Below are 17,477 nucleotides of genomic sequence, written 5' to 3'. Positions count from 1 at the left end.
GAGGCGATTTTTTCGTCGTTTGGCAGTCGCTCACCAGTACATCAAGGGGATGTGCGTCGATGAGCCACGAGATCGAGCGGTACCTGCAGGCCGGTACCCGCCCCAACACCCGGCGCAGCTACCGGCAAGCGCTCGAGCACTTCGAGGTCGCCTGGGGCGGCTTTCTGCCGGCGACCAGCGATGCCATCGTGCGTTACTTGGTCGATCACGCCGCCACGTTGTCCAGCAACACCCTCAAGCTGCGCCTGGCGGCCTTGGCGCAGTGGCATGTCAGCCAGGGCTTCCCGGATCCGACCAAGACCCCGCTGGTTCGTCAGATCCTCAAGGGCATTCGTACCTTGCACCCGAAGCCGGAGAAGCAGGCCGAACCGCTGCAGCTGCGCGAACTGGAGCAGTGCGTGGCGTGGCTGGAGCGGGCGGGCGAGAAAGCACTGGACGAGGGCGACCTGCCGCAGCTGTTGCGCTGCTGGCGTAATCGCGCATTGCTGCTGATCGGCTTCTGGCGCGCCTTTCGCAGCGACGAACTGTGCCGCCTGCAGGTCGAGCACATCCAGGTACGGCCGGGGGAGGGCATGCAGCTGTTCCTGCCGTGGAGCAAGGGCGACCGTGACAACCAGGGACAGACCTACAGTGCGCCGGCGCTGGCCCGCCTCTGCCCGGTGCAGGCCTACAACGACTGGATCTGTGTCGCCGGCATCGCCCGCGGTCCGGTGTTCCGCGGCATTGACCGCTGGGGTCACCTGCGCGAGCAGGGCCTGCACCCGCACAGCGTCATCCCGCTGCTGCGGGCGGTACTGAAAGCGGCCGGATTGCCCGCCGAGTTGTATAGCAGCCACTCCCTACGCCGTGGCTTTGCCACCTGGGCCACGCGCAGTGGCTGGGACCAGAAGGCGTTGATGGGCTATGTCGGTTGGCGCGATGCCAAGTCGGTACTGCTCTATGTGGACAGCACCGGCTTTTTCCCCGGGCAACTGCGGCCGATGGTGCCAGGCCTGGAGGCGGAGGCTTTGTCGAGTTTGCCTCGTCCAATTGCACTGCCGGGCAGTTGACCGCCTCAAGCCATTCAGCACTTCCGGTGATGGCTGCTTTGTTTCCGCGGAGCAATTACACCCAATGCTGGGCTTTGGCCTTGATGTGGCTGGTGTTATTGATACGTATCGAAAGGGCGACGGTAAACCATGAGAGTTCGCCATCAGATGATTGCTCAATTACAGACAGGAATGTTCAGCTTGCGTCGGCATAACATGATGCCACCAGCGACATAGACTCCAGTCATCTGTCAGTCCACCTGACACCGCCAGTCATGAGAGGTTAGAGCAGGCCAATAGTGCTCTGCTGCAAAGAGGATTATCTAAAGTTCGATGCTAGTGTGGCTGTAATCAGTCTCATCGCTGGACATAATTCAGAAGCAATTTTTTTCGCTTTCGGTGTTGCCACAATACCCCTGCCCGAACGAGTAAAGAGCGGATCATTAAATTTGTCACGTAGCTTGACCAGCGAATTGCTTACGGCTGGCTGTGTTACGCCAAGACTCTTGGCTGCTAACGTTATACTTTGTTCCTTGTAAATACACATAAAAACCACCAATAAATTGAGATCGATGGATGCAAATGTGTCCTCGCGAATAGTCATGGCAGAGCTCTCAAATCCCCTTTACAGCATCGCTTTCAATGTTTTCACCAGCATTTCGATGGTGTATTCGCAGCGTTTGAAAAAAATGGATCGGGCCGAGCTTTTGGCAAGTAATCAATCCTGTGCGATGCAGCGTGCGCAAGTGATCGGACACGGTCGATTGGGCCAACTTGCACTTGCGCTCAATCTGGCCGGCACACACACCGAGCAGGAATGCATGTTCCTGCTGCGGAAAGTGTTTCTCTGGGTCACGGAGCCACTCAAGGATCAACCGGCGCTGGGGGCTGGCTAACGCTTTAAGAAGTAGATCCACTTCCGTAAGTTTACTGCGGGAGTTCACCATCAAGGTCGCTCAGGCGATGTTCAATACAGGCTTCAGCCACTGAATGAAATCTTCCACTTCTTCATTGGTGATTTCGTGGCCCATGTCGTACAGGTATGTTTCATGATGCACGTTCAGTTGGTGCAACCAGGCATCCGCTTTTTGTGCCCAAGACACGGGGAGCTTGTTATCACCATAGCCATGAGCAATAAACGCCGATAGCGAACTCAATGCTTGAGCGCTGGCAATGTGTGGTGCCAGCTCAGGGAGAATTCTGCCGCTGAACAAGCCAAAGCCTAGCACGCAATGAGGGGCGCTAAGCCCGACGCTTGCACTGAGAATACCGCCCTGGCTAAAGCCAGCTATCACTGTAGGCATTTGTGGTAAGGCAGTTACAAGCTCCACTAGTTTCTGGCGGCTGGTTTCCGCTTGCTCTTCAACGATCACCGGGCCTTCGTTGGTGAAATTTACCTGAAACCAGGCAAAGCCCTCAGCTGCGATTTGCAGGCGGCTGCGTACCAGCAATATTTCAATTCCTTCTGGGATAAAGCCGGAAAGGCCTGCCAGATTGGTTTCATTACCGCCTACACCATGCAATAGCAGGAGACGTGCACGAGGGGCAGCAGCACGGATTACCCGACGATAGACAAGGCCGGATTGCGGTTCTTGCTGCAGTTCTGAAATGGCTAGTGGCAGGTTCATGCTTGAGTAATCTCCTGAGTGGCGGTTGGGCTTTTGAACAGGTAGCTGTCCATAGCCAGTACGCCGTCGGCGACACCGCCCTCTAGCACATCCACGGCGTAGTGCTCGCCTGCGGCACCGAGCGCCAGAAATAGCGGCAACAAATGTTCTTCACTGGGGTGCGCACGCTCGGCCTCCGGGGCATTGCGGCGGTAGGCGAGCAGCGCTGGCAGGTCACCGGCTTGCAGGGCGTCACGGATCCAGTCGGAAAAACGCGCTACGTACTCAGCCGGGTCGCCGTAGTTGCTACGGAACTCATAAAGGTTATGGGTCAGACTGCCGGAGCCAATGATCAGCACGCCCTGATCGCGCAGCGGCTTGAGTGCCTGGCCAAGCTGCCAGGCACCCAATGGATTGAGCGGGTGGGGCATGGACACTTGGACCACCGGGATATCCGCAGTGGGCAATAGGTGCAGCAACGGCACCCAGGCGCCGTGGTCCAGGCCTCGATTCGATTCGGTAGTTGCGGCAATCCCATTGCGGGAAAGCAGGTTGCAGATTTGCTCGGCCAATGCAGGATTGCCGGTTGCAGGGTATTGCAGGCGATACAGTGCTTGCGGAAAGCCTCCGAAGTCGTGAATGGTTTCCGGCGCCTTGCTGCTGCCTACACGCACGCTCCCACGGGTCATCCAGTGAGGAGAGACGATTACGATGGCGCTAGGCCGTGGCAGCGCTCGGCCTAGCTCAGCCAGGCGTGCCCCGGCCTGGCCGGGTTCGATGGCAAAGGTTGGTGCTCCGTGGGACACGAACAACACTGGATAGGCCAGACTCATGGTTGAAATCCTGCTTAGATATTGGGGCCGCAGCAGCAAGAGGTGGACTGATCGGCGTTGCAAAGCGTGTGCGCCGCTCACTGACCTGCCTACCCACAGCGCACTGATTGGCTGGGGATGGCTCAAAGTTTATAGATTCGATTTTGGAGATAAACTCAGATATTGGTGAATAACTATCTCGAAAACCGGGATAATTGGCGGTCACTTGTCGACTCTTCAGGCCGCTGCCAGCCGGAGCGCTGAGCTACACATCAAGGTGCCAATATTGCCCCCTGCGCCTGGCCAGAACGCAGGTTGGTGAGTAGATCCCTGGTCGGCGGGCTCTAGTATTTGGGGGCTCCCTGGCTTTGTTACAGATCAGTCCGCGCTCATCGCTATGGCTGCTGAGTGGCACCCTGAGTTAATGGGGCTGGCGTTGATCAACCCCGCGCCAAGGTCGCGCAGTAGCTGTCCGTTCTGCCGTTAGCTGTGGCCATACAGCTTCAATAACTCGTCGACCAGGTAACGAATTTTGGGCCGCAGATGATTGCTCTTCGACCATAGTGCGTGGACCTCGACAGGCGCCGGTTCAAAGGGCTCGAGTACCGTAACAACAACCTGCTGGGCGATGTCCTTTTCAAATAGACAGAGCGGCATCTGGCAAATACCGAGGCCGGCTCGCGTGGCTTCAATCATCGCTTCGGCATCGTCAAACTGATAGGTCGGTGGTGGCGAGAACTTCAAGGATTGCCCGGCCTGGGCCATTTTCCAGGGCATTAGGCTGCCGCGGCGATAGCCGACGATGCTGCGGTGCTGGCCCATGTCCTCGAGCGTCAACGGCGTACCATATTCTTCCAGATAACCCGGCGCTGCACAGGTTACCCAGCGGTGTGACGTCAGGCGTCTGGCCACCAGGCCGGGGACGTTGTCGACGCTGCCAAAACGAATGGCCAGGTCGATACCTTCTTCCGTCAGGTCCACCAGTTGGTCGCTAAAGGTCAAGGTCAGTTGCAACTGCGGGAAGCGTTTGCTCATCTCCAGTAGCACCGGCAGTACCACCTGTTTACCGAACGCGACCGGCATGTCCACCCGCAAGCGCCCTGTGGGCACGCCTAACTTGTTGCCGAGGTTGCTCTCGGTGGCCTTGATCTCCTCCAGCGCATTGGACCACACGGTGAAGTAGGCCTCGCCATCCGGAGACAGGGACAAGCGGCGGGTCGAGCGATAAAACAGGCTGGTACCCACCCGTGCCTCCAGCCGTGCAATCGCCTTACCTACGGCCGACTTGGACAGCCCCAGGCGCTCGGCTGCCTCTGTGAAGGTCGCAGAGCGGGCGGTGGCGAGAAAAATATGGATGCCGCTGAAGGAATCTTCGGAGGTCATTGCCGTTTTCCTAGGCGCAAGAGTTGGTAGCAAATTACGCTACCTATCTGTGATTTCAAGGTTGTTTATCAGCTTGCTGCTCTACCTTAGCATGGCTGCTGACTCAGCAACCCTCTGCATCTATCGCATGGGGTTGGTCATTTACTTCTGTGAGGACGCCCCATGAAAGACGAAGTCATCAGCATTTTTACCCTAAGCCTGGCTCCGGAAGACTTCCCTGAATTTAAAACGCTGGTTGCCAAGATTGTCGCCGCTACGAGCGAAGAGCCTGGCACCTTGATGTACGAATACAGCGTCAACGAGGCTCGCACTGAGGTGCACATTATCGAGCGTTACCGTGCCGATGCTGTCGTTAACCATATTGAAGAAACCTTCGCGCCGTTCGGCGAAAAGTTTCTCGAGCTGGTGAAAATCACCAGCCTGCTAGTTTATGGCAACCCAGACGCGCCGACGCGCAAGCACCTGGATGCCTTTGGCGCGGTGTACATGAATCCGTTTGATGGGTTTACCCGGACCTGACACCGCCAGTCAGTAGCCGGCGGACAAGACCGCTGACTATTCAGCAACCGATCTAACCTGCCGGGTACTACCTGGCGCTAGAGGGTCAATACGCATGCACATCAATCTTGCCGGCAAGACCGCTTTGGTTACTGCCTCCACAGGCGGCATCGGCTTCGCCATTGCCCATGGCCTGGCGCTCACCGGCGCTATCGTGATCATCAACGGGCGGAGTGACAGCTCGGTCGAAAAAGCCCTGGCACGTTTGAGCGAAGCGGTACCGCAGGCCACCTTCAGCGGAGTCGCGGCTGATCTGGGCAATGCCGACGGCGTTGGCGTTCTTACAGCTGCGCTTCCCACCATCGACATTCTGGTCAACAACGCCGGCATCTATGGTTTGGCCGATTTCTTCGAGGCCGATGACGACTGCTGGGAAGACTATTGGCAAACTAACGTAATGTCCGGTGTTCGCCTGAGCCGCGCGTTGGTTCCAGCCATGGTCCAACGAGGTTGGGGTAGGGTGGTGTTTATCTCCTCGGAGTCAGCCCGAAATATCCCGGCCGATATGGTTCATTACGGCGTAACCAAGACGGCGCAACTGGCGTTGTCGCGTGGCTTGGCCAAACGTGTGGCCGGCAGCGGCGTAACCGTTAACAGCGTGCTGCCAGGCCCGACACTGTCTGATGGCTTGGCTGAGCTGCTCAAAGGAGAGTCTGCCCGCTCCGGCAAATCCTTGGAGGCCGTCGCTGCCGAATTCGTCATGACCCACCGTCCCACCTCGTTGATTCAACGTGCGGCCACGGTCGATGAGGTCGCCAATATGGTCGTCTATATCTGCTCCACCCAGGCGTCAGCCACCAGCGGCGCTGCGCTGCGGGTCGATGGCGGCGTGGTGGACGATATCCTCTGAACCCTTGACTACCTGGCACGTGTGTTCCGCACGGGTGACCTGAAGGTCACCGGCGCGCACGCTGTCAGTGAGTGAGCAGATCTCCAATCGATTCCGCTGCCAGTTGATACGAACGGCAACGCGCCGTCGGGTCGTAGATGCGCGCATCAATCATCAGTTCGTCTACGCCGGTGGTAGCACTAAACAACCACCGACTGAAGTCGGTGGGTTAGTGAATTACGGATTGAAAGTCCGGATACGCGTCGGCTGAACGACGCGTCGCATTAGTCCGGCTCCATCTTGAAATTATCGTTCGGGCTCGGCTCTGGCATCAAGTGACCCTCCACGATCCGGCACTCACGCTGCCTCGCCAACTCATGTAGCACCTCCCCCCAGGTGCTTGCGGATCGCTCCGAAGATCGCCTTCTTACGCCTCTTCGGGATGAATACAACGTGGTACTTACAGTCCCACTTCGTGTGAGCAAGGCTTTGGTAATCTCTCATTGGGTACCCCTATCTCTTGGTCGAGATAGAAGGTTCCTGATGACCGCATCACACGGTCAACCTCAAGGAGTCCCTCGGCTAAGCCGGGGGATTACCTTGTTTATTTAAGACTTGAAAGCCAAGCGGATAGATCGTCCAACTGCCTCGATATCCCATGCCCACTCGACCCTTTCATGTGCTGCGTACGCCGGACCGGGGCATGACACCAAGGCTGAAAAGCTTTCTGGATTTTACCCTTGCCAAGTTTGGCGAGAACCCGGCAAAGGCAACCTGGCCGAAAGCAGCGAGCGGTTAGTTACGTGCTGAACGTTTCAAGGCGAAGGCTCCGTCATCCAGCAGCGCCAAGGCCAGTGCAGTGAATGCCAGAAAGACCGGGTATTCCCAGCCACCATTGGCGTTGGTGAAGCTCCAGCCATTACCGAAGTGCACGCTTGCTGCCACCAGCAGTTGCACGGTGGCTAGGGCCGCTACCCAGCGAGCGAGTACACCAAGGATCAGGAACAGGCCGCCGACCACTTCAAAGGCAATGACCGGATAGGCAAGAAAGCCGGAGAAGCCAACGGACTCAAAGAAACCTGCTGTGCCGGCCGGGGTGAACACCAGCAGCTTGGTCAGGCCATGAGCGAGAAACATCACGCCAAGGATTAGGCGTAGTACCAGGGCGGCATAGGGGAGGGTGCGGCTAGCGGCGGTCATGGGTGTTTTCCAATACGGGGAGTGTGGGTTGCCCGGGGCCACAGCTGTTTCGGCCGTGGCGCCAGGCATTGGGTAAGTGGGAATTAACGATTGAGCCAGACCGGCGCGATCTGCGTGCCGAGCCCTGCGCCATAGCCGAGGTAGATGTTCAACCCGGCCAACGCTTCCAGATAACGCGCGTTTACCAAACCGCCGGCATCCACGGTTTTCCAACCCAGGCTTTGCGCAAGAGCAACGGCGGTTTGTTTGGCTCGTGCGCTATCGCTGGCCAGGAACACGCTGCCTTGCTGCTCGTTGGCAAATGTGGGACCGCTGGCCAGCACTTGGGCGAACAGGGTGTTGAAGCCCTTGACCAGCTCCACACCTGGCAGCGCCTTGGCGATTTCCTCCGCTGCACTGGTGCTGTGGCCGATGGTCAGACCCATGTAGTCGGCTGTCAGCGGGTTGGTGATGTCGATGACCACTTTGCCTTCGAGACTGCCCAGACTTTTCAGCGCGGTTAAGGCGTCCTGGTAAGCAGTGGCGACGATCACCACTTCGTTCTGGCCAAGGGCCTGATCAGCGGCGAATGCTTCGACGTTTTGATGCTGCGCGGCGAGGGCGTGCGCCTTGTCCAGATCACGGCCGGTGATACGAACATGGTGTCCAAACTGGGACAACTGTTGAGCGAAAGCCGAGCCCATGTTGCCGGTACCGATAAGGGTAATGTTCATGTCTTTTGCCTCGTGCTGTGTGTGATGGGATCCAGTTTAAAGATTCGATTTACGAGATAAACATGATTTAATGTGACTTATAGTTCCGATAAGTGAGGCAATAATGGATCGCGCGTTGGAGATGCAGGTGTTTTGCGCCGTGGTCGACAAGGGCAGCTTTGTCGGTGCCGTCGATGCGCTGGAAATGTCCAAGGCCGCCGTTTCCAGGCATGTAAATGCGCTGGAGGAACGCCTGGGCGTACGCCTGCTGCAACGCACCACGCGACGCTTATCACTGACCGAAGAAGGACGGGTTTTCTACCAGCAAGCGCGGGAAGTGCTGGCGTTGATGGGGGAGGCGGAAAGCGCTGTTTCTTCGGGCAACCATGAGCCTGCCGGCGTGCTGCGGGTCAATGCGCCGGTGAGTTTTGGTGTGTTGCACCTGGCGCCGCTGTGGACTGCCTTTTTGGAGCAAAACCCGAAGATTGAGCTGGATATCAGCCTGAACGATCGCCAGGTCGATTTGGTGGAGGAGGGGTATGACGTCGCGGTGCGCATCGCCCGGTTGGAAAGCTCTTCACTGGTGGGGCGCCGGTTTGCCAGCACGCGGATGCGCCTGTGTGCAGCCCCGAGCTACATCAAAAGCCATGCACCAGTAGAAGTGCCGCAAGACCTGGCCGAGCACCGGGTGATTGCCTATAGCAACTTTTCCAGTGGGAACGAATGGAGTTTTACCGGGCCCGATGGCGAGCATAAGGTCAACACGCGTTCGGTCATTCGCTGCAATAACGGTGATACATGCCGATCTATTGCGTTGACTGCTGGCGGCATTTTGCTGCAGCCAAGCTTTATGGTAAGTGAGGATCTTCGGCGGGGTGATCTGGTGGAGTTGCTACCGGAGTATCGCTCGGTAGAACTGGGTATTTATGCCGTCTACCCAACCCGCAAACACCTGGCATCCAAGGTGCGGGCATTTATCAATTTTCTGGTCGAACAGTTTGAGCAGGTCGACTGGGAGTCCGGCTACCCAGCACAAAAGAGCCAAGCCCGGGCTGCAAAGAAGATGTAACACTCCTTGCAGCCCACTGGCCATTAACGCCGAATGACCTTAGGTCTTCTTCGGATCGTCGCCGAACAGCTTGCCTGCACCGGCCCAATCCGATGGCGCCACGTCTTCAAAAATGACGTAGATGTAATTGGCATCGGTACCGGTGTTTTTCACGATGCTCTGGGTGATTTCTGCAGCGACAGCTTCCTTCGCGGCGTGGTCTTTTCCTTCGAACCAGCTGACTCGTACAACGGGCATGGAGTGATCCTCTATTCAGGTTGGGTTTAGCGCGATTAGGGCTAACCATGCGGTCAGTCCGGGCTCAGCCAATCAATGCAGCAGAGCAGTCGAGAGAGAATAGGAGAGATACAGAAGGCGATAAACACGCTGTAAATCGCCTATATGTAGAAATTATTTCTCCAATCAGCCCGCCATTTACCGGCGCACCGGCGATCAACAGTTGCTAAGTACCGCTAGGGGCTGTTGCCATTTCACATGGGTAGCCATAGGAAGGCACAGGCCATGGCCACCACGCTCTCGTAATTTCTCTTGAGCTTGTCGAATCGAGATGCCACCGCCCGGTAATGCTTCAGCCGGGCAAAGGCGTTTTCCACCAGGTGCCGATTGCGGTAAAGACCTCTGTCCAGATCCGCGTTGCCTTTCACGGAGTTACGCTTTCTCGGGATCACGGCCTTGGCCCCTTGTAGCTCAACCTGCTCCCGGATTCTCTCGCTGTCATAGCCCTTATCCGCGACGATGGTTTCTGCCGCCGGGAGCTTGGAAATCAACGCGGGTGCCTGAGTGCAGTCATTGATTTGGCCACCTGTGATTTCAAACTCGATGGGCAAGCCGTGGGCGTCCACCGCCAGGTGAATCTTGCTGGTATTGCCAGCTCGACTTTTCCCTATAGCCTCATCGTTGCCGCTGGCAGCGCCTGCACTGTGCTGTGCGACCTACTGTGGCGTAGTTGGAATTCCAGTTTCGTGCAGCTACCCCGCAGTTCATCTGGGGGTAGGTTGACGGGAAGCTCGCAGGCTGAGGCTTTCGGGACCACACCAGTGGAACACGCACTCATGTCGAACAACTACCTTGAAGCCAGGATGTGGCGCTATTGAGTCTCGGCGCGACTGGAGCCCAACTGGTGTCAGAGCAGGTGCCGTGTCACCGCTGCGCTTCGCGGATCATGTTACGGGCGATAACCACCTGCTGAATCTGTGTGGTGCCTTCGTAGATACGGAACAGCCGCACGTCACGGTAGAAGCGCTCAATGGCGTACTCGCTGACGTAGCCGGCGCCACCGTGGATCTGCACGCAGCGGTCGGCGACACGACCGCACATCTCGGTGGAGAACATCTTCGCGCAGGAGGCTTCGGTACTGACGTTCTTGCCCTCGTCGCGCTTGCGCGCGGCATCCAGCACCATGCAGCGGGCCGCGTAGATTTCGGCTTTGCTATCAGCCAGCATCGCCTGGATCAGTTGGAACTCCGCGATGGGCTGGCCGAACTGTTTGCGGTCCAGCGCATAGTGCAGGGCATCGTCCAGCATGCGTTCGGCTGCGCCGACACTCAGTGCAGCGATATGCAGGCGGCCCTTATCCAGCACCTTCATCGCGGTCTTGAAACCAACGCCTTCGACGCCGCCTATCAACTGGCTGGCGGGCACTCGCGCATTTTCAAAGATCACGTCGCAGGTATGGGCGCCTTTGTGGCCCATCTTGTGGTCCGTCTTGCCCAGCGACACGCCGGGTGTGCCGCGCTCAACGATAAAGGCGCTGATACCGGAGGCGCCTTTGATTTCCGGGTTGGTACGGGCCATCACCGTGTAAATGCCCGCGTGTGGCGCGTTGGTGATGTAACGTTTGGTACCGTTGAGGATGTAGCTGTCAGCGTCACGCACAGCATTGGTTTTCAACGAGCCCGCATCGGAGCCGGCATCTGGCTCGGTCAGGCAGAACGAGCTGAGCAGCTCGCCGCTTGCCAGTTGCGGCAGGTACTGGTTGCGCTGCTCCTCTGTACCGTCAAGCAAAATGCCGATTGAGCCAATGCCGTTGTTGGTGCCGATGTAGGAACGGAAAGCCGGTGAGGTGCGACCCAACTCGAAGGCGATGTTTACCTCTTCCTCCATAGTCACGCCCAGGCCGCCATAGGCTTCCGGAATCGTTAACCCGAACAGGCCCATCTCGCGCATCTGATCGACGATGTCCTTAGGGATCGCATCCGTTTCAGCCACCTCGTTTTCCCGAGGAATCAGTACCTCACCGACGAACTGGCGAAGAGAATCCAGCAGAATCTGCAGGGTTTCGGTATCACGGATCATGTGCGCTCCTCTGGGCCCGGAAGTGGGCCGATGTAGTACGGTGCACCGTCACCCTGAAGGGTTACCGAGCGGCGGCGCCGATGTTGTTAACCATGTTGATCAGGCGAGGCCCGATATCGTCAGTGAGCTTGTCCCGTGGAAGCTGGAAGCTCGGTCCACCGCAGTTGAAGGTCAGTAACCCGAACTGCGGGTGTAACAGCGGCACGGCGACTGAGTTGACGTCGCGGTGCCACTCGCCGATCGATAGGCAAAAGCCGTAATCGGTGTAATCGCGAAACGCGCGATCCAGGCCCTTGCGGATCACCGGCCACTGTGCTGCTTCGCGTTGGCGCATGTGGTCGAGGAGAAACTCTCGCTCGCTCTCTGGCATCGCCGCCAGGCATGCGCGTCCCGCCGAGCTTTGCGCCAGTGGCAAGTAGCTGCCGATCTGCCGCCGCATCGTGGTATTGCCTTGGCCCTGAACGACGTCCAGGTAAACCATCTGCAGGCGATCCCGGGCCGCCATTGCCACTGCGGCTTGAGCGTGATTGGCCAGCTCTTCCATCAGCGGGTGCGCCACCGAGCGAATCGACAGATTCGACAGCATGGCGTAGCCGAACCCCAGCACACCGACATCCAGCTGGTACTTGCCCGAGTGCACCTCACGCTTGAGGCAGCCAAGGCGCATCAGGGTGTTGGTCAAGCGCGTCACGGTCGGCTTGGGTAGCCCGGTCATCCGCGCCAGTTCCTGATTGCCCAGCACGTTGTCGCGCGGGGTAAAGCACCGCATCAGCTCCAGCCCACGTGCCAGCGCAGTCACGAACTGGCCGCTGGTTTCGTCCTCACTCGACGCACTGGCCGGGTCGAGCATGCCCATCTTCAGTAAAGCGATTTCATCCGCTCCAGTGCTGCTCTCAGCCTTCTGCTGATCCGCTTTGTTGCGTGCCATGGTAGAACCTCATTTTTGGAAATTGCAAGCAAATAAAAGTACGTTTCGTCAGGCGAAATTATATTTGAGCCGAGATGAAATGCAAAACGCTCATTTTTAGATAGATAATATATTGATTAATAAAGAAATAATAAAATAGTTCAGATTTCTGATTTACATGAATTCGCGACCCTACCTATGATATCTCGTAAATACGAAATGCAATTTCGTATAGCGAAACGTGTTTAGAGGTGGGTATGAGTCACGAACCTGAATCTGTAGTGAACCTGGAAATTCGAGAAGACGGCGTTGCCGTCGTACGCATCGACCGGCCAGAAGCCAAGAACGCGCTCAATAGCGCGGTGCGTGAACAACTCGCCGAGCACTTTCGGGCACTGGCTCGCAATGGGCAGGTGCGGGCGATTGTACTTACCGGCGGTGACACCTGTTTTGTGGCCGGAGCCGATATCCGCGAGTTTGCCCAAGCGCGCCCGATTGAAATGTACCTGCGCCATACCGAGCTGCTGTGGGAAGCCATCTCCCGCTGCCCCAAGCCGGTCATCGCTGCAGTGAATGGTTTCGCCCTTGGCGGCGGCTGTGAGCTGGCCATGCACTGCGACATCATCGTCGCCGGCGAGTCGGCGCGCTTTGGCCAGCCAGAAGTCAAACTCGGCCTGATGCCGGGCGCCGGCGGTACTCAGCGTCTGATCCGCGCGGTCGGCAAGTTCCAGGCAATGCGCATTGCCCTTACCGGGTGCTTGGTCTCGGCCCAGCAAGCCTTGGCCATGGGCATGCTGAGTGAAGTGGTGGGCGACGAGCAGACCATTGTCCGTGCACTAGAGCTGGCCACTGAAATCGCCGCCTTGCCGCCGCTAGCCGTCGCGCAGATCAAAGAAGTGATGCTGGCCGGTGCTGACCTGCCGCTGGAGAGCGCGCTGGTGTTGGAGCGCAAGGCCTTCCAATTGCTATTCGATTCGAGCGACCAGAAAGAGGGCGCTCAAGCCTTCCTGGAAAAACGCAAAGCGATCTTCTCAGGAGAATGAGCGATGACACGTGAAATTAACCGGATGGCGGTTGTTGGCGCCGGAGTCATGGGTACAGGTATTGCTCAGATCGCCGCTCAGGCGGGCATTCGCGTCACGCTGTTTGATAGTCGCGAAGGCGCTGCGCAGGGCGCCCGCGAAAGCTTGAAAGGCACGTTGGACAAGCTGGTCGACAAAGGCAAGATTGCCAACGCCGATGCGCTGGCCACGCTCTCCCGCGTGCAAGTGGCGAGCGCCCTTACGGAACTGAGCGACGTCGACCTGGTAGTGGAAGCCATTATCGAGCGCCTCGACGCCAAGCAGGGCTTGCTCGCCGAGTTGGAAGCCGTGGTTGCCGATGACTGCATTCTGGCTACCAACACCTCATCGCTCTCCGTCACCAGCATTGCTCGCAATTGCCGACTTCCCCAACGCATCGCTGGCTTTCATTTTTTTAACCCTGTGCCGCTGATGAAAGTGGTGGAAGTCATCGATGGTCTGGCGACTGACCCGCAGGTAGGCGACAGCCTCCGAGCCCTGGCTGCCCGCATGGGGCATAGGGGTATTCGGGCGAAGGACACACCAGGGTTCATCATCAATCACGCCGGCCGTGCATATAGCACTGAGGCTTTGCAAATTCTCAAGGAAGGCGTAGCCGAACCCGCCGAGGTAGACCGTATCCTGCGCGAGGGTCTGGGTTTTCGCATGGGGCCCTTGGAGCTGTTTGATCTGACGGCTCTTGATGTTTCCCATCCAGTCATTGAGTCGATCTACAACCAGTTCTACCAGGAACCGCGGTATCGGCCTGCAGCGCTAACACGCCAGATGCTGGATGCCGGCTACGTCGGGCGCAAGGTCGGGCGTGGGTTTTACCGATACGCCGACGGCCAGATGATCGATCCACCCGCCGCACAGGCAGTACCTGCGCTGGAAGCATTTCCGCCGGTTTGGCTTGGCACTGAAAACCCCGAGGATCGTGCACGTTTCACCGAGCTTCTTCAGCAGGTGGGCGCGCGGGTCGAAGAGGGCACGGTCCCAAGCAGCGAGGCCCTGTGTTTGCTGGCACCTTACGGTCTGGATGCCACCGGCGCCGTCGGCCTGTTTGGCACCGATCCTGAGCGCACGGTGTGCATCGACCCGCTGCTGGATATCGCCCGCTACCGCACGCTGATGCTAAATCCCGCTACCCATGCCGACATGCGCGATGCCGCCCATGCGCTGTTGGGCCGCGATGGCGTGGGCGTCAGTGTGATCAATGACAGTGTCGGCTTTGTGGCCCAAAGGGTACTGGCCATGATCGTCAACCTGGCGGGCGATATCGTTCAGCAGCGTATCGCCAGTGTCGATGACCTGGATGAAGGCGTGCGCCGTGGTCTTGGTTATCCGCAAGGTCCGCTGGCCTGGGGCGATAGTGTCGGGCCCAAGCGTTTGCTCACCACTCTTGAACGCATGACCGAACTGACGGGCGATCCCCGTTATCGGCCGGGTCCCTGGCTGCGGCGACGGGCCGCCTTGGGCCTTTCATTGCGTCACAACGAACCACTCCCGACTGAACCTCAACGCTAGGATTTTCCCATGCTCGACGCCTACATCTTCGCGGGACTGCGCACGCCATTTGGCCGCCACGGCGGCGCACTCGCTTCGGTACGCCCAGACGACCTCGCCGCCCATGTGATCCACGAATTGCTCGCTCGCCACGCCATCCCTGGCGAAGCCATCGAGGACGTGATTCTGGGCAATACCAACCAGGCAGGGGAGGACAGCCGCAACATCGCGCGTCACGCCGCACTGCTTGCAGGCTTGCCCGTGACCGTACCTGGGCAGACAGTTAACCGCCTGTGCGCCAGTGGTCTGGCGGCGGTGATCGATGCCGCCCGCGCAGTGACCTGTAACGAAGGCGAACTGTTTGTCGCCGGCGGGGTGGAGAGTATGTCCCGTGCACCCTTTGTCATGGCTAAAGCAGAAGCGGCCTATAGCCGCGAACTGACGGTGTTCGACAGTACCATTGGCGCCCGTTTTCCCAACCCGAAGATCGTCGCCGAGTTTGGCAACGACAGCATGCCGCAAACGGGCGATAACGTGGCTCAGGAGTACGGCATCTCCCGTGCTGAGGCCGACGTCTTTGCTGCCGGCTCTCAGGCCCGTTATGAAGCCGCACGTAGCGCAGGTTTCTTTCAGGAAGAACTGCTCGCGGTCAGCGTGCCCACCGGGCGCAAGACGCCACCCAATGTGGTGGAGCAGGACGAGCACCCGCGCCCGCAATCGGACCTGATCGCTTTGGCTCGCCTGAATCCTCTCTCCGAAGGTGGTGTGGTTACCGCCGGCAACGCATCAGGCGTCAACGATGGCGCGGCGGCATTGCTGATTGGCTCGGCCGCGGCGGGCGAACGGCACGGCTTGGTTCCGATGGCGCGCATTCTGTCGGCCGCCGCCGTGGGTGTGGCCCCGCGCATTATGGGCGTCGGCCCGGTGGAGGCTATTCATAAGGCATTGGCTCGCGCGCAGCTCAGCCTGGCGGATATGGACATTATCGAGATCAACGAAGCGTTCGCCAGCCAGGTGCTGGGCTGCCTGAAAGGTCTGGGTGTTGCGTTCAACGACCCGCGGGTAAACCCACACGGTGGCGCCATCGCCGTCGGCCACCCATTAGGTGCATCCGGTGCGCGCCTGGCCCTGAGCACCGCTCGCGCGCTGCAACAGAGCGGCAAACGCTACGCTGTGGTGAGCCTATGCATCGGCGTGGGCCAAGGCCTCGCCATGGTGATGGAGCGTGTGTAAGTGCGCGCAAGCAAAGGTGAAATGAAATGGGTGCTTTGACTGGGTATCGCGTGCTCGACTTGAGCCGCATTCTGGCTGGTCCCTGGTGCGGCCAAACTCTGGCCGATCTGGGTGCCGAAGTGATCAAAATCGAACGGCCGGGCGCGGGTGATGACACCCGTGGCTGGGGGCCGCCATGGATGAAGGGGCAGAACGCCGAGTCCACCGGCGAGGCTTCTTATTACCAGTCCACCAATCGCGGCAAGTTGTCGGTGGCGCTAAACATCGCCAGCCCCGAGGGGCAGGAAATGGTGCGGGCCCTGGCTACCAGTTGCGACGTACTGATCGAGAACTACAAGGCCGGTTCCTTGGCCAAGTACGGGCTGGATTACGCTAGCCTCGCTGCGCTCAATCCACGCCTGGTGTATTGCTCGGTGACGGGTTTCGGCCAGACCGGGCCGCGCGCCGCAGAACCGGGTTACGACTTCATCATTCAGGGTATGGGTGGAATGATGAGCATCACCGGCGAGCGCGACGATCTGCCCGGTGGCGGCCCGCAAAAGGTAGGCGTTGCCTTCGCGGACCTGATGACCGGCCTGTACTCGACGGTGGCTATCCAAGCTGCGCTGCTCAGCCGAGAAAAGACCGGGCTTGGTCAACATATCGATATGGCGTTGCTGGATGTTCAGGTCGCCACACTGTGCAACCAGAGCCAGAACTATCTGGCTTCCGGCAAGCCGCCCGGGCGTTATGGCAACGCCCACGCCAACATTGTGCCGTACCAGGTGTTTCGCGCCAGTGATCGCGACTTCATCATTGCCTGCGGCAACGACTCACAGTTCGTCGCACTGTGCGACGCCATCGGCCTGCCAGAGCTGCCGAAAGATCCGCGTTTCGCGCGCAACGCCGACCGAGTCAGCAACCGCGAGGAGATCGTTGCCATCCTGTCGCGTCACTTTCTCGGAGGGCTCGCCGATGAGTGGGTAGGGCGCATTCACCCGCAGGGCGTACCGGTAGGGGCCATCAACAGCATTGCCCAGGCGCTGGACGAACCACAGATACTGGCGCGCAACATGCTGGTCAACATTCCCCATCCCTTGAAAGCCGACTTCGTCACGGTCGGCAGTCCGATCAAGTTGTCTCGCACACCGGTCGAGTACCTGCGCCCCGCGCCGATGCTGGGTGAGCATACCGATGAGGTGCTCAAGCGCCAGTTGGGTCTCGATGATGAGCGCCTGGCCGAGTTGAAGGCACAAGGCATCATCGAACAGCTTGGTGAACGCTGAACCTGCCATGCCCCGGCCAGCCAGCTTGCCGG

General features: G+C 58.8%; 17 protein-coding genes and 3 pseudogenes. 8 read left to right on the top strand and 12 right to left on the bottom strand.

Going from position 1 to position 17,477, the window contains the following annotated elements; all coding sequences use genetic code 11:
* Positions 1–59: 59 nt before the first annotated feature.
* The gene (locus tag RGV59_RS20710; protein WP_023628979.1) at positions 60–1,049 is read left to right on the top strand and encodes a site-specific integrase; all 990 of its coding nucleotides are present in this window, start codon (positions 60–62) and stop codon (positions 1,047–1,049) included.
* Between the two features lie 298 nt (positions 1,050–1,347).
* Here RGV59_RS20710 and RGV59_RS20705 read toward each other — a convergent pair whose 3' ends face one another.
* The 5 genes from RGV59_RS20705 to RGV59_RS20685 all read right to left on the bottom strand — a co-directional run bounded on the left by RGV59_RS20705 (position 1,348) and on the right by RGV59_RS20685 (position 4,830).
* A complete protein-coding gene (locus RGV59_RS20705; RefSeq protein ID WP_071576115.1) occupies positions 1,348–1,632 on the bottom strand; it encodes a LysR family transcriptional regulator in 285 nt (94 codons plus the stop codon).
* Positions 1,633–1,642: 10 nt separating this feature from the next.
* Positions 1,643–1,975 carry an ArsR/SmtB family transcription factor gene (locus RGV59_RS20700; protein ID WP_223194054.1) on the bottom strand — a complete coding sequence of 111 codons (333 nt, stop codon included), beginning with the start codon at positions 1,973–1,975 and terminating at the stop codon, positions 1,643–1,645.
* A gap of 9 nt (positions 1,976–1,984) precedes the next feature.
* Positions 1,985–2,656, bottom strand: a complete 672-nt coding sequence (locus RGV59_RS20695) for an alpha/beta hydrolase (RefSeq protein ID WP_023048077.1) — start codon at positions 2,654–2,656, stop codon at positions 1,985–1,987.
* Positions 2,653–3,468 carry a DODA-type extradiol aromatic ring-opening family dioxygenase gene (locus RGV59_RS20690; protein WP_023048078.1) on the bottom strand — a complete coding sequence of 272 codons (816 nt, stop codon included), beginning with the start codon at positions 3,466–3,468 and terminating at the stop codon, positions 2,653–2,655. Before RGV59_RS20690 ends, RGV59_RS20695 begins: the two co-directional genes overlap by 4 nt.
* Positions 3,469–3,930: 462 nt before the next feature.
* Positions 3,931–4,830 (bottom strand): LysR substrate-binding domain-containing protein, encoded by a 900-nt coding sequence (locus RGV59_RS20685; protein ID WP_023048079.1) that lies wholly within the window; start codon positions 4,828–4,830, stop codon positions 3,931–3,933.
* A 162-nt stretch (positions 4,831–4,992) separates the two neighbouring features.
* Between RGV59_RS20685 and RGV59_RS20680 the strand changes: the two genes are divergently transcribed.
* On the top strand, positions 4,993–5,349 hold the full coding sequence (locus RGV59_RS20680; RefSeq protein ID WP_023048080.1) for a putative quinol monooxygenase: 357 nt from the start codon (positions 4,993–4,995) through the stop codon (positions 5,347–5,349).
* Positions 5,350–5,443: 94 nt separating this feature from the next.
* The gene (locus RGV59_RS20675; protein WP_023628975.1) at positions 5,444–6,238 is read left to right on the top strand and encodes an SDR family NAD(P)-dependent oxidoreductase; all 795 of its coding nucleotides are present in this window, start codon (positions 5,444–5,446) and stop codon (positions 6,236–6,238) included.
* A 308-nt stretch (positions 6,239–6,546) separates the two neighbouring features.
* On the opposite strand, the pseudogene RGV59_RS20670 reads toward RGV59_RS20675, so the two are convergent.
* The 3 genes and pseudogenes from RGV59_RS20670 to RGV59_RS20660 all read right to left on the bottom strand — a co-directional run.
* Positions 6,547–6,721, bottom strand: a pseudogene (locus tag RGV59_RS20670) (transposase); the annotation flags it as partial.
* 291 nt (positions 6,722–7,012) lie between these two features.
* Positions 7,013–7,417 carry a DoxX family protein gene (locus RGV59_RS20665; protein ID WP_023048084.1) on the bottom strand — a complete coding sequence of 135 codons (405 nt, stop codon included), beginning with the start codon at positions 7,415–7,417 and terminating at the stop codon, positions 7,013–7,015.
* Between the two features lie 83 nt (positions 7,418–7,500).
* Positions 7,501–8,145 (bottom strand): annotated as a pseudogene (locus RGV59_RS20660) (NADPH-dependent F420 reductase); the annotation flags it as partial.
* An 88-nt stretch (positions 8,146–8,233) separates the two neighbouring features.
* Here RGV59_RS20660 and RGV59_RS20655 point away from each other — a divergent pair.
* Positions 8,234–9,178: a LysR family transcriptional regulator gene (locus RGV59_RS20655; protein ID WP_023048086.1), complete on the top strand. Its 945-nt coding sequence runs from the start codon at positions 8,234–8,236 to the stop codon at positions 9,176–9,178.
* Between the two features lie 39 nt (positions 9,179–9,217).
* Here RGV59_RS20655 and RGV59_RS20650 read toward each other — a convergent pair whose 3' ends face one another.
* The 4 genes and pseudogenes from RGV59_RS20650 to RGV59_RS20635 all read right to left on the bottom strand — a co-directional run bounded on the left by RGV59_RS20650 (position 9,218) and on the right by RGV59_RS20635 (position 12,401).
* Complete coding sequence (locus RGV59_RS20650; RefSeq protein ID WP_023048087.1) at positions 9,218–9,415, bottom strand: tautomerase family protein; 198 nt, start codon at positions 9,413–9,415, stop codon at positions 9,218–9,220.
* Between the two features lie 233 nt (positions 9,416–9,648).
* Positions 9,649–10,104 (bottom strand): annotated as a pseudogene (locus tag RGV59_RS20645) (IS5 family transposase); the annotation flags it as partial.
* Positions 10,105–10,318: 214 nt separating this feature from the next.
* Entirely contained in the window at positions 10,319–11,473 is a 1,155-nt protein-coding gene (locus tag RGV59_RS20640) for an acyl-CoA dehydrogenase family protein (protein WP_023048089.1), read from the bottom strand.
* A gap of 61 nt (positions 11,474–11,534) precedes the next feature.
* Positions 11,535–12,401 (bottom strand): IclR family transcriptional regulator, encoded by an 867-nt coding sequence (locus RGV59_RS20635; RefSeq protein ID WP_023048090.1) that lies wholly within the window; start codon positions 12,399–12,401, stop codon positions 11,535–11,537.
* A 236-nt stretch (positions 12,402–12,637) separates the two neighbouring features.
* Here RGV59_RS20635 and RGV59_RS20630 point away from each other — a divergent pair, with 236 nt between their 5' ends.
* From RGV59_RS20630 to RGV59_RS20615, 4 genes are read left to right on the top strand one after another with little or no spacing between them, the layout of a single operon-like run.
* Entirely contained in the window at positions 12,638–13,423 is a 786-nt protein-coding gene (locus tag RGV59_RS20630) for an enoyl-CoA hydratase (RefSeq protein ID WP_023628973.1), read from the top strand.
* Positions 13,424–13,426: 3 nt separating this feature from the next.
* Complete coding sequence (locus tag RGV59_RS20625) at positions 13,427–14,968, top strand: 3-hydroxyacyl-CoA dehydrogenase (protein WP_023048092.1); 1,542 nt, start codon at positions 13,427–13,429, stop codon at positions 14,966–14,968.
* A gap of 9 nt (positions 14,969–14,977) precedes the next feature.
* Positions 14,978–16,180 (top strand): 3-oxoadipyl-CoA thiolase, encoded by a 1,203-nt coding sequence (locus tag RGV59_RS20620; protein ID WP_023048093.1) that lies wholly within the window; start codon positions 14,978–14,980, stop codon positions 16,178–16,180.
* 26 nt (positions 16,181–16,206) lie between these two features.
* A complete protein-coding gene (locus RGV59_RS20615) occupies positions 16,207–17,445 on the top strand; it encodes a CaiB/BaiF CoA transferase family protein (RefSeq protein ID WP_023048094.1) in 1,239 nt (412 codons plus the stop codon).
* Positions 17,446–17,477 lie beyond the last annotated feature (32 nt).

Origin of the sequence: Pseudomonas sp. FG1, from assembly GCF_034313875.1 — a bacterium.
In the GTDB taxonomy this organism is placed as follows: Bacteria; Pseudomonadota; Gammaproteobacteria; order Pseudomonadales; family Pseudomonadaceae; genus Aquipseudomonas; species Aquipseudomonas veronii.
This window is presented reverse-complemented; position numbering and strand designations above follow the sequence as displayed.

Coding starts and splice junctions, on each gene's coding strand:
- RGV59_RS20690 (WP_023048078.1), bottom strand. CDS start 3,468: ATGAGTCTGGCCTATCCAGTGTTGTTCGTGTCCCACGGAGCACCAACC.
- RGV59_RS20675 (WP_023628975.1), top strand. CDS start 5,444: ATGCACATCAATCTTGCCGGCAAGACCGCTTTGGTTACTGCCTCCACA.
- RGV59_RS20710 (WP_023628979.1), top strand. CDS start 60: ATGAGCCACGAGATCGAGCGGTACCTGCAGGCCGGTACCCGCCCCAAC.
- RGV59_RS20620 (WP_023048093.1), top strand. CDS start 14,978: ATGCTCGACGCCTACATCTTCGCGGGACTGCGCACGCCATTTGGCCGC.
- RGV59_RS20655 (WP_023048086.1), top strand. CDS start 8,234: ATGGATCGCGCGTTGGAGATGCAGGTGTTTTGCGCCGTGGTCGACAAG.
- RGV59_RS20625 (WP_023048092.1), top strand. CDS start 13,427: ATGACACGTGAAATTAACCGGATGGCGGTTGTTGGCGCCGGAGTCATG.
- RGV59_RS20640 (WP_023048089.1), bottom strand. CDS start 11,473: ATGATCCGTGATACCGAAACCCTGCAGATTCTGCTGGATTCTCTTCGC.
- RGV59_RS20615 (WP_023048094.1), top strand. CDS start 16,207: ATGGGTGCTTTGACTGGGTATCGCGTGCTCGACTTGAGCCGCATTCTG.
- RGV59_RS20635 (WP_023048090.1), bottom strand. CDS start 12,401: ATGGCACGCAACAAAGCGGATCAGCAGAAGGCTGAGAGCAGCACTGGA.
- RGV59_RS20630 (WP_023628973.1), top strand. CDS start 12,638: ATGAGTCACGAACCTGAATCTGTAGTGAACCTGGAAATTCGAGAAGAC.
- RGV59_RS20665 (WP_023048084.1), bottom strand. CDS start 7,417: ATGACCGCCGCTAGCCGCACCCTCCCCTATGCCGCCCTGGTACTACGC.
- RGV59_RS20680 (WP_023048080.1), top strand. CDS start 4,993: ATGAAAGACGAAGTCATCAGCATTTTTACCCTAAGCCTGGCTCCGGAA.
- RGV59_RS20650 (WP_023048087.1), bottom strand. CDS start 9,415: ATGCCCGTTGTACGAGTCAGCTGGTTCGAAGGAAAAGACCACGCCGCG.
- RGV59_RS20700 (WP_223194054.1), bottom strand. CDS start 1,975: ATGGTGAACTCCCGCAGTAAACTTACGGAAGTGGATCTACTTCTTAAA.
- RGV59_RS20685 (WP_023048079.1), bottom strand. CDS start 4,830: ATGACCTCCGAAGATTCCTTCAGCGGCATCCATATTTTTCTCGCCACC.
- RGV59_RS20705 (WP_071576115.1), bottom strand. CDS start 1,632: ATGACTATTCGCGAGGACACATTTGCATCCATCGATCTCAATTTATTG.
- RGV59_RS20695 (WP_023048077.1), bottom strand. CDS start 2,656: ATGAACCTGCCACTAGCCATTTCAGAACTGCAGCAAGAACCGCAATCC.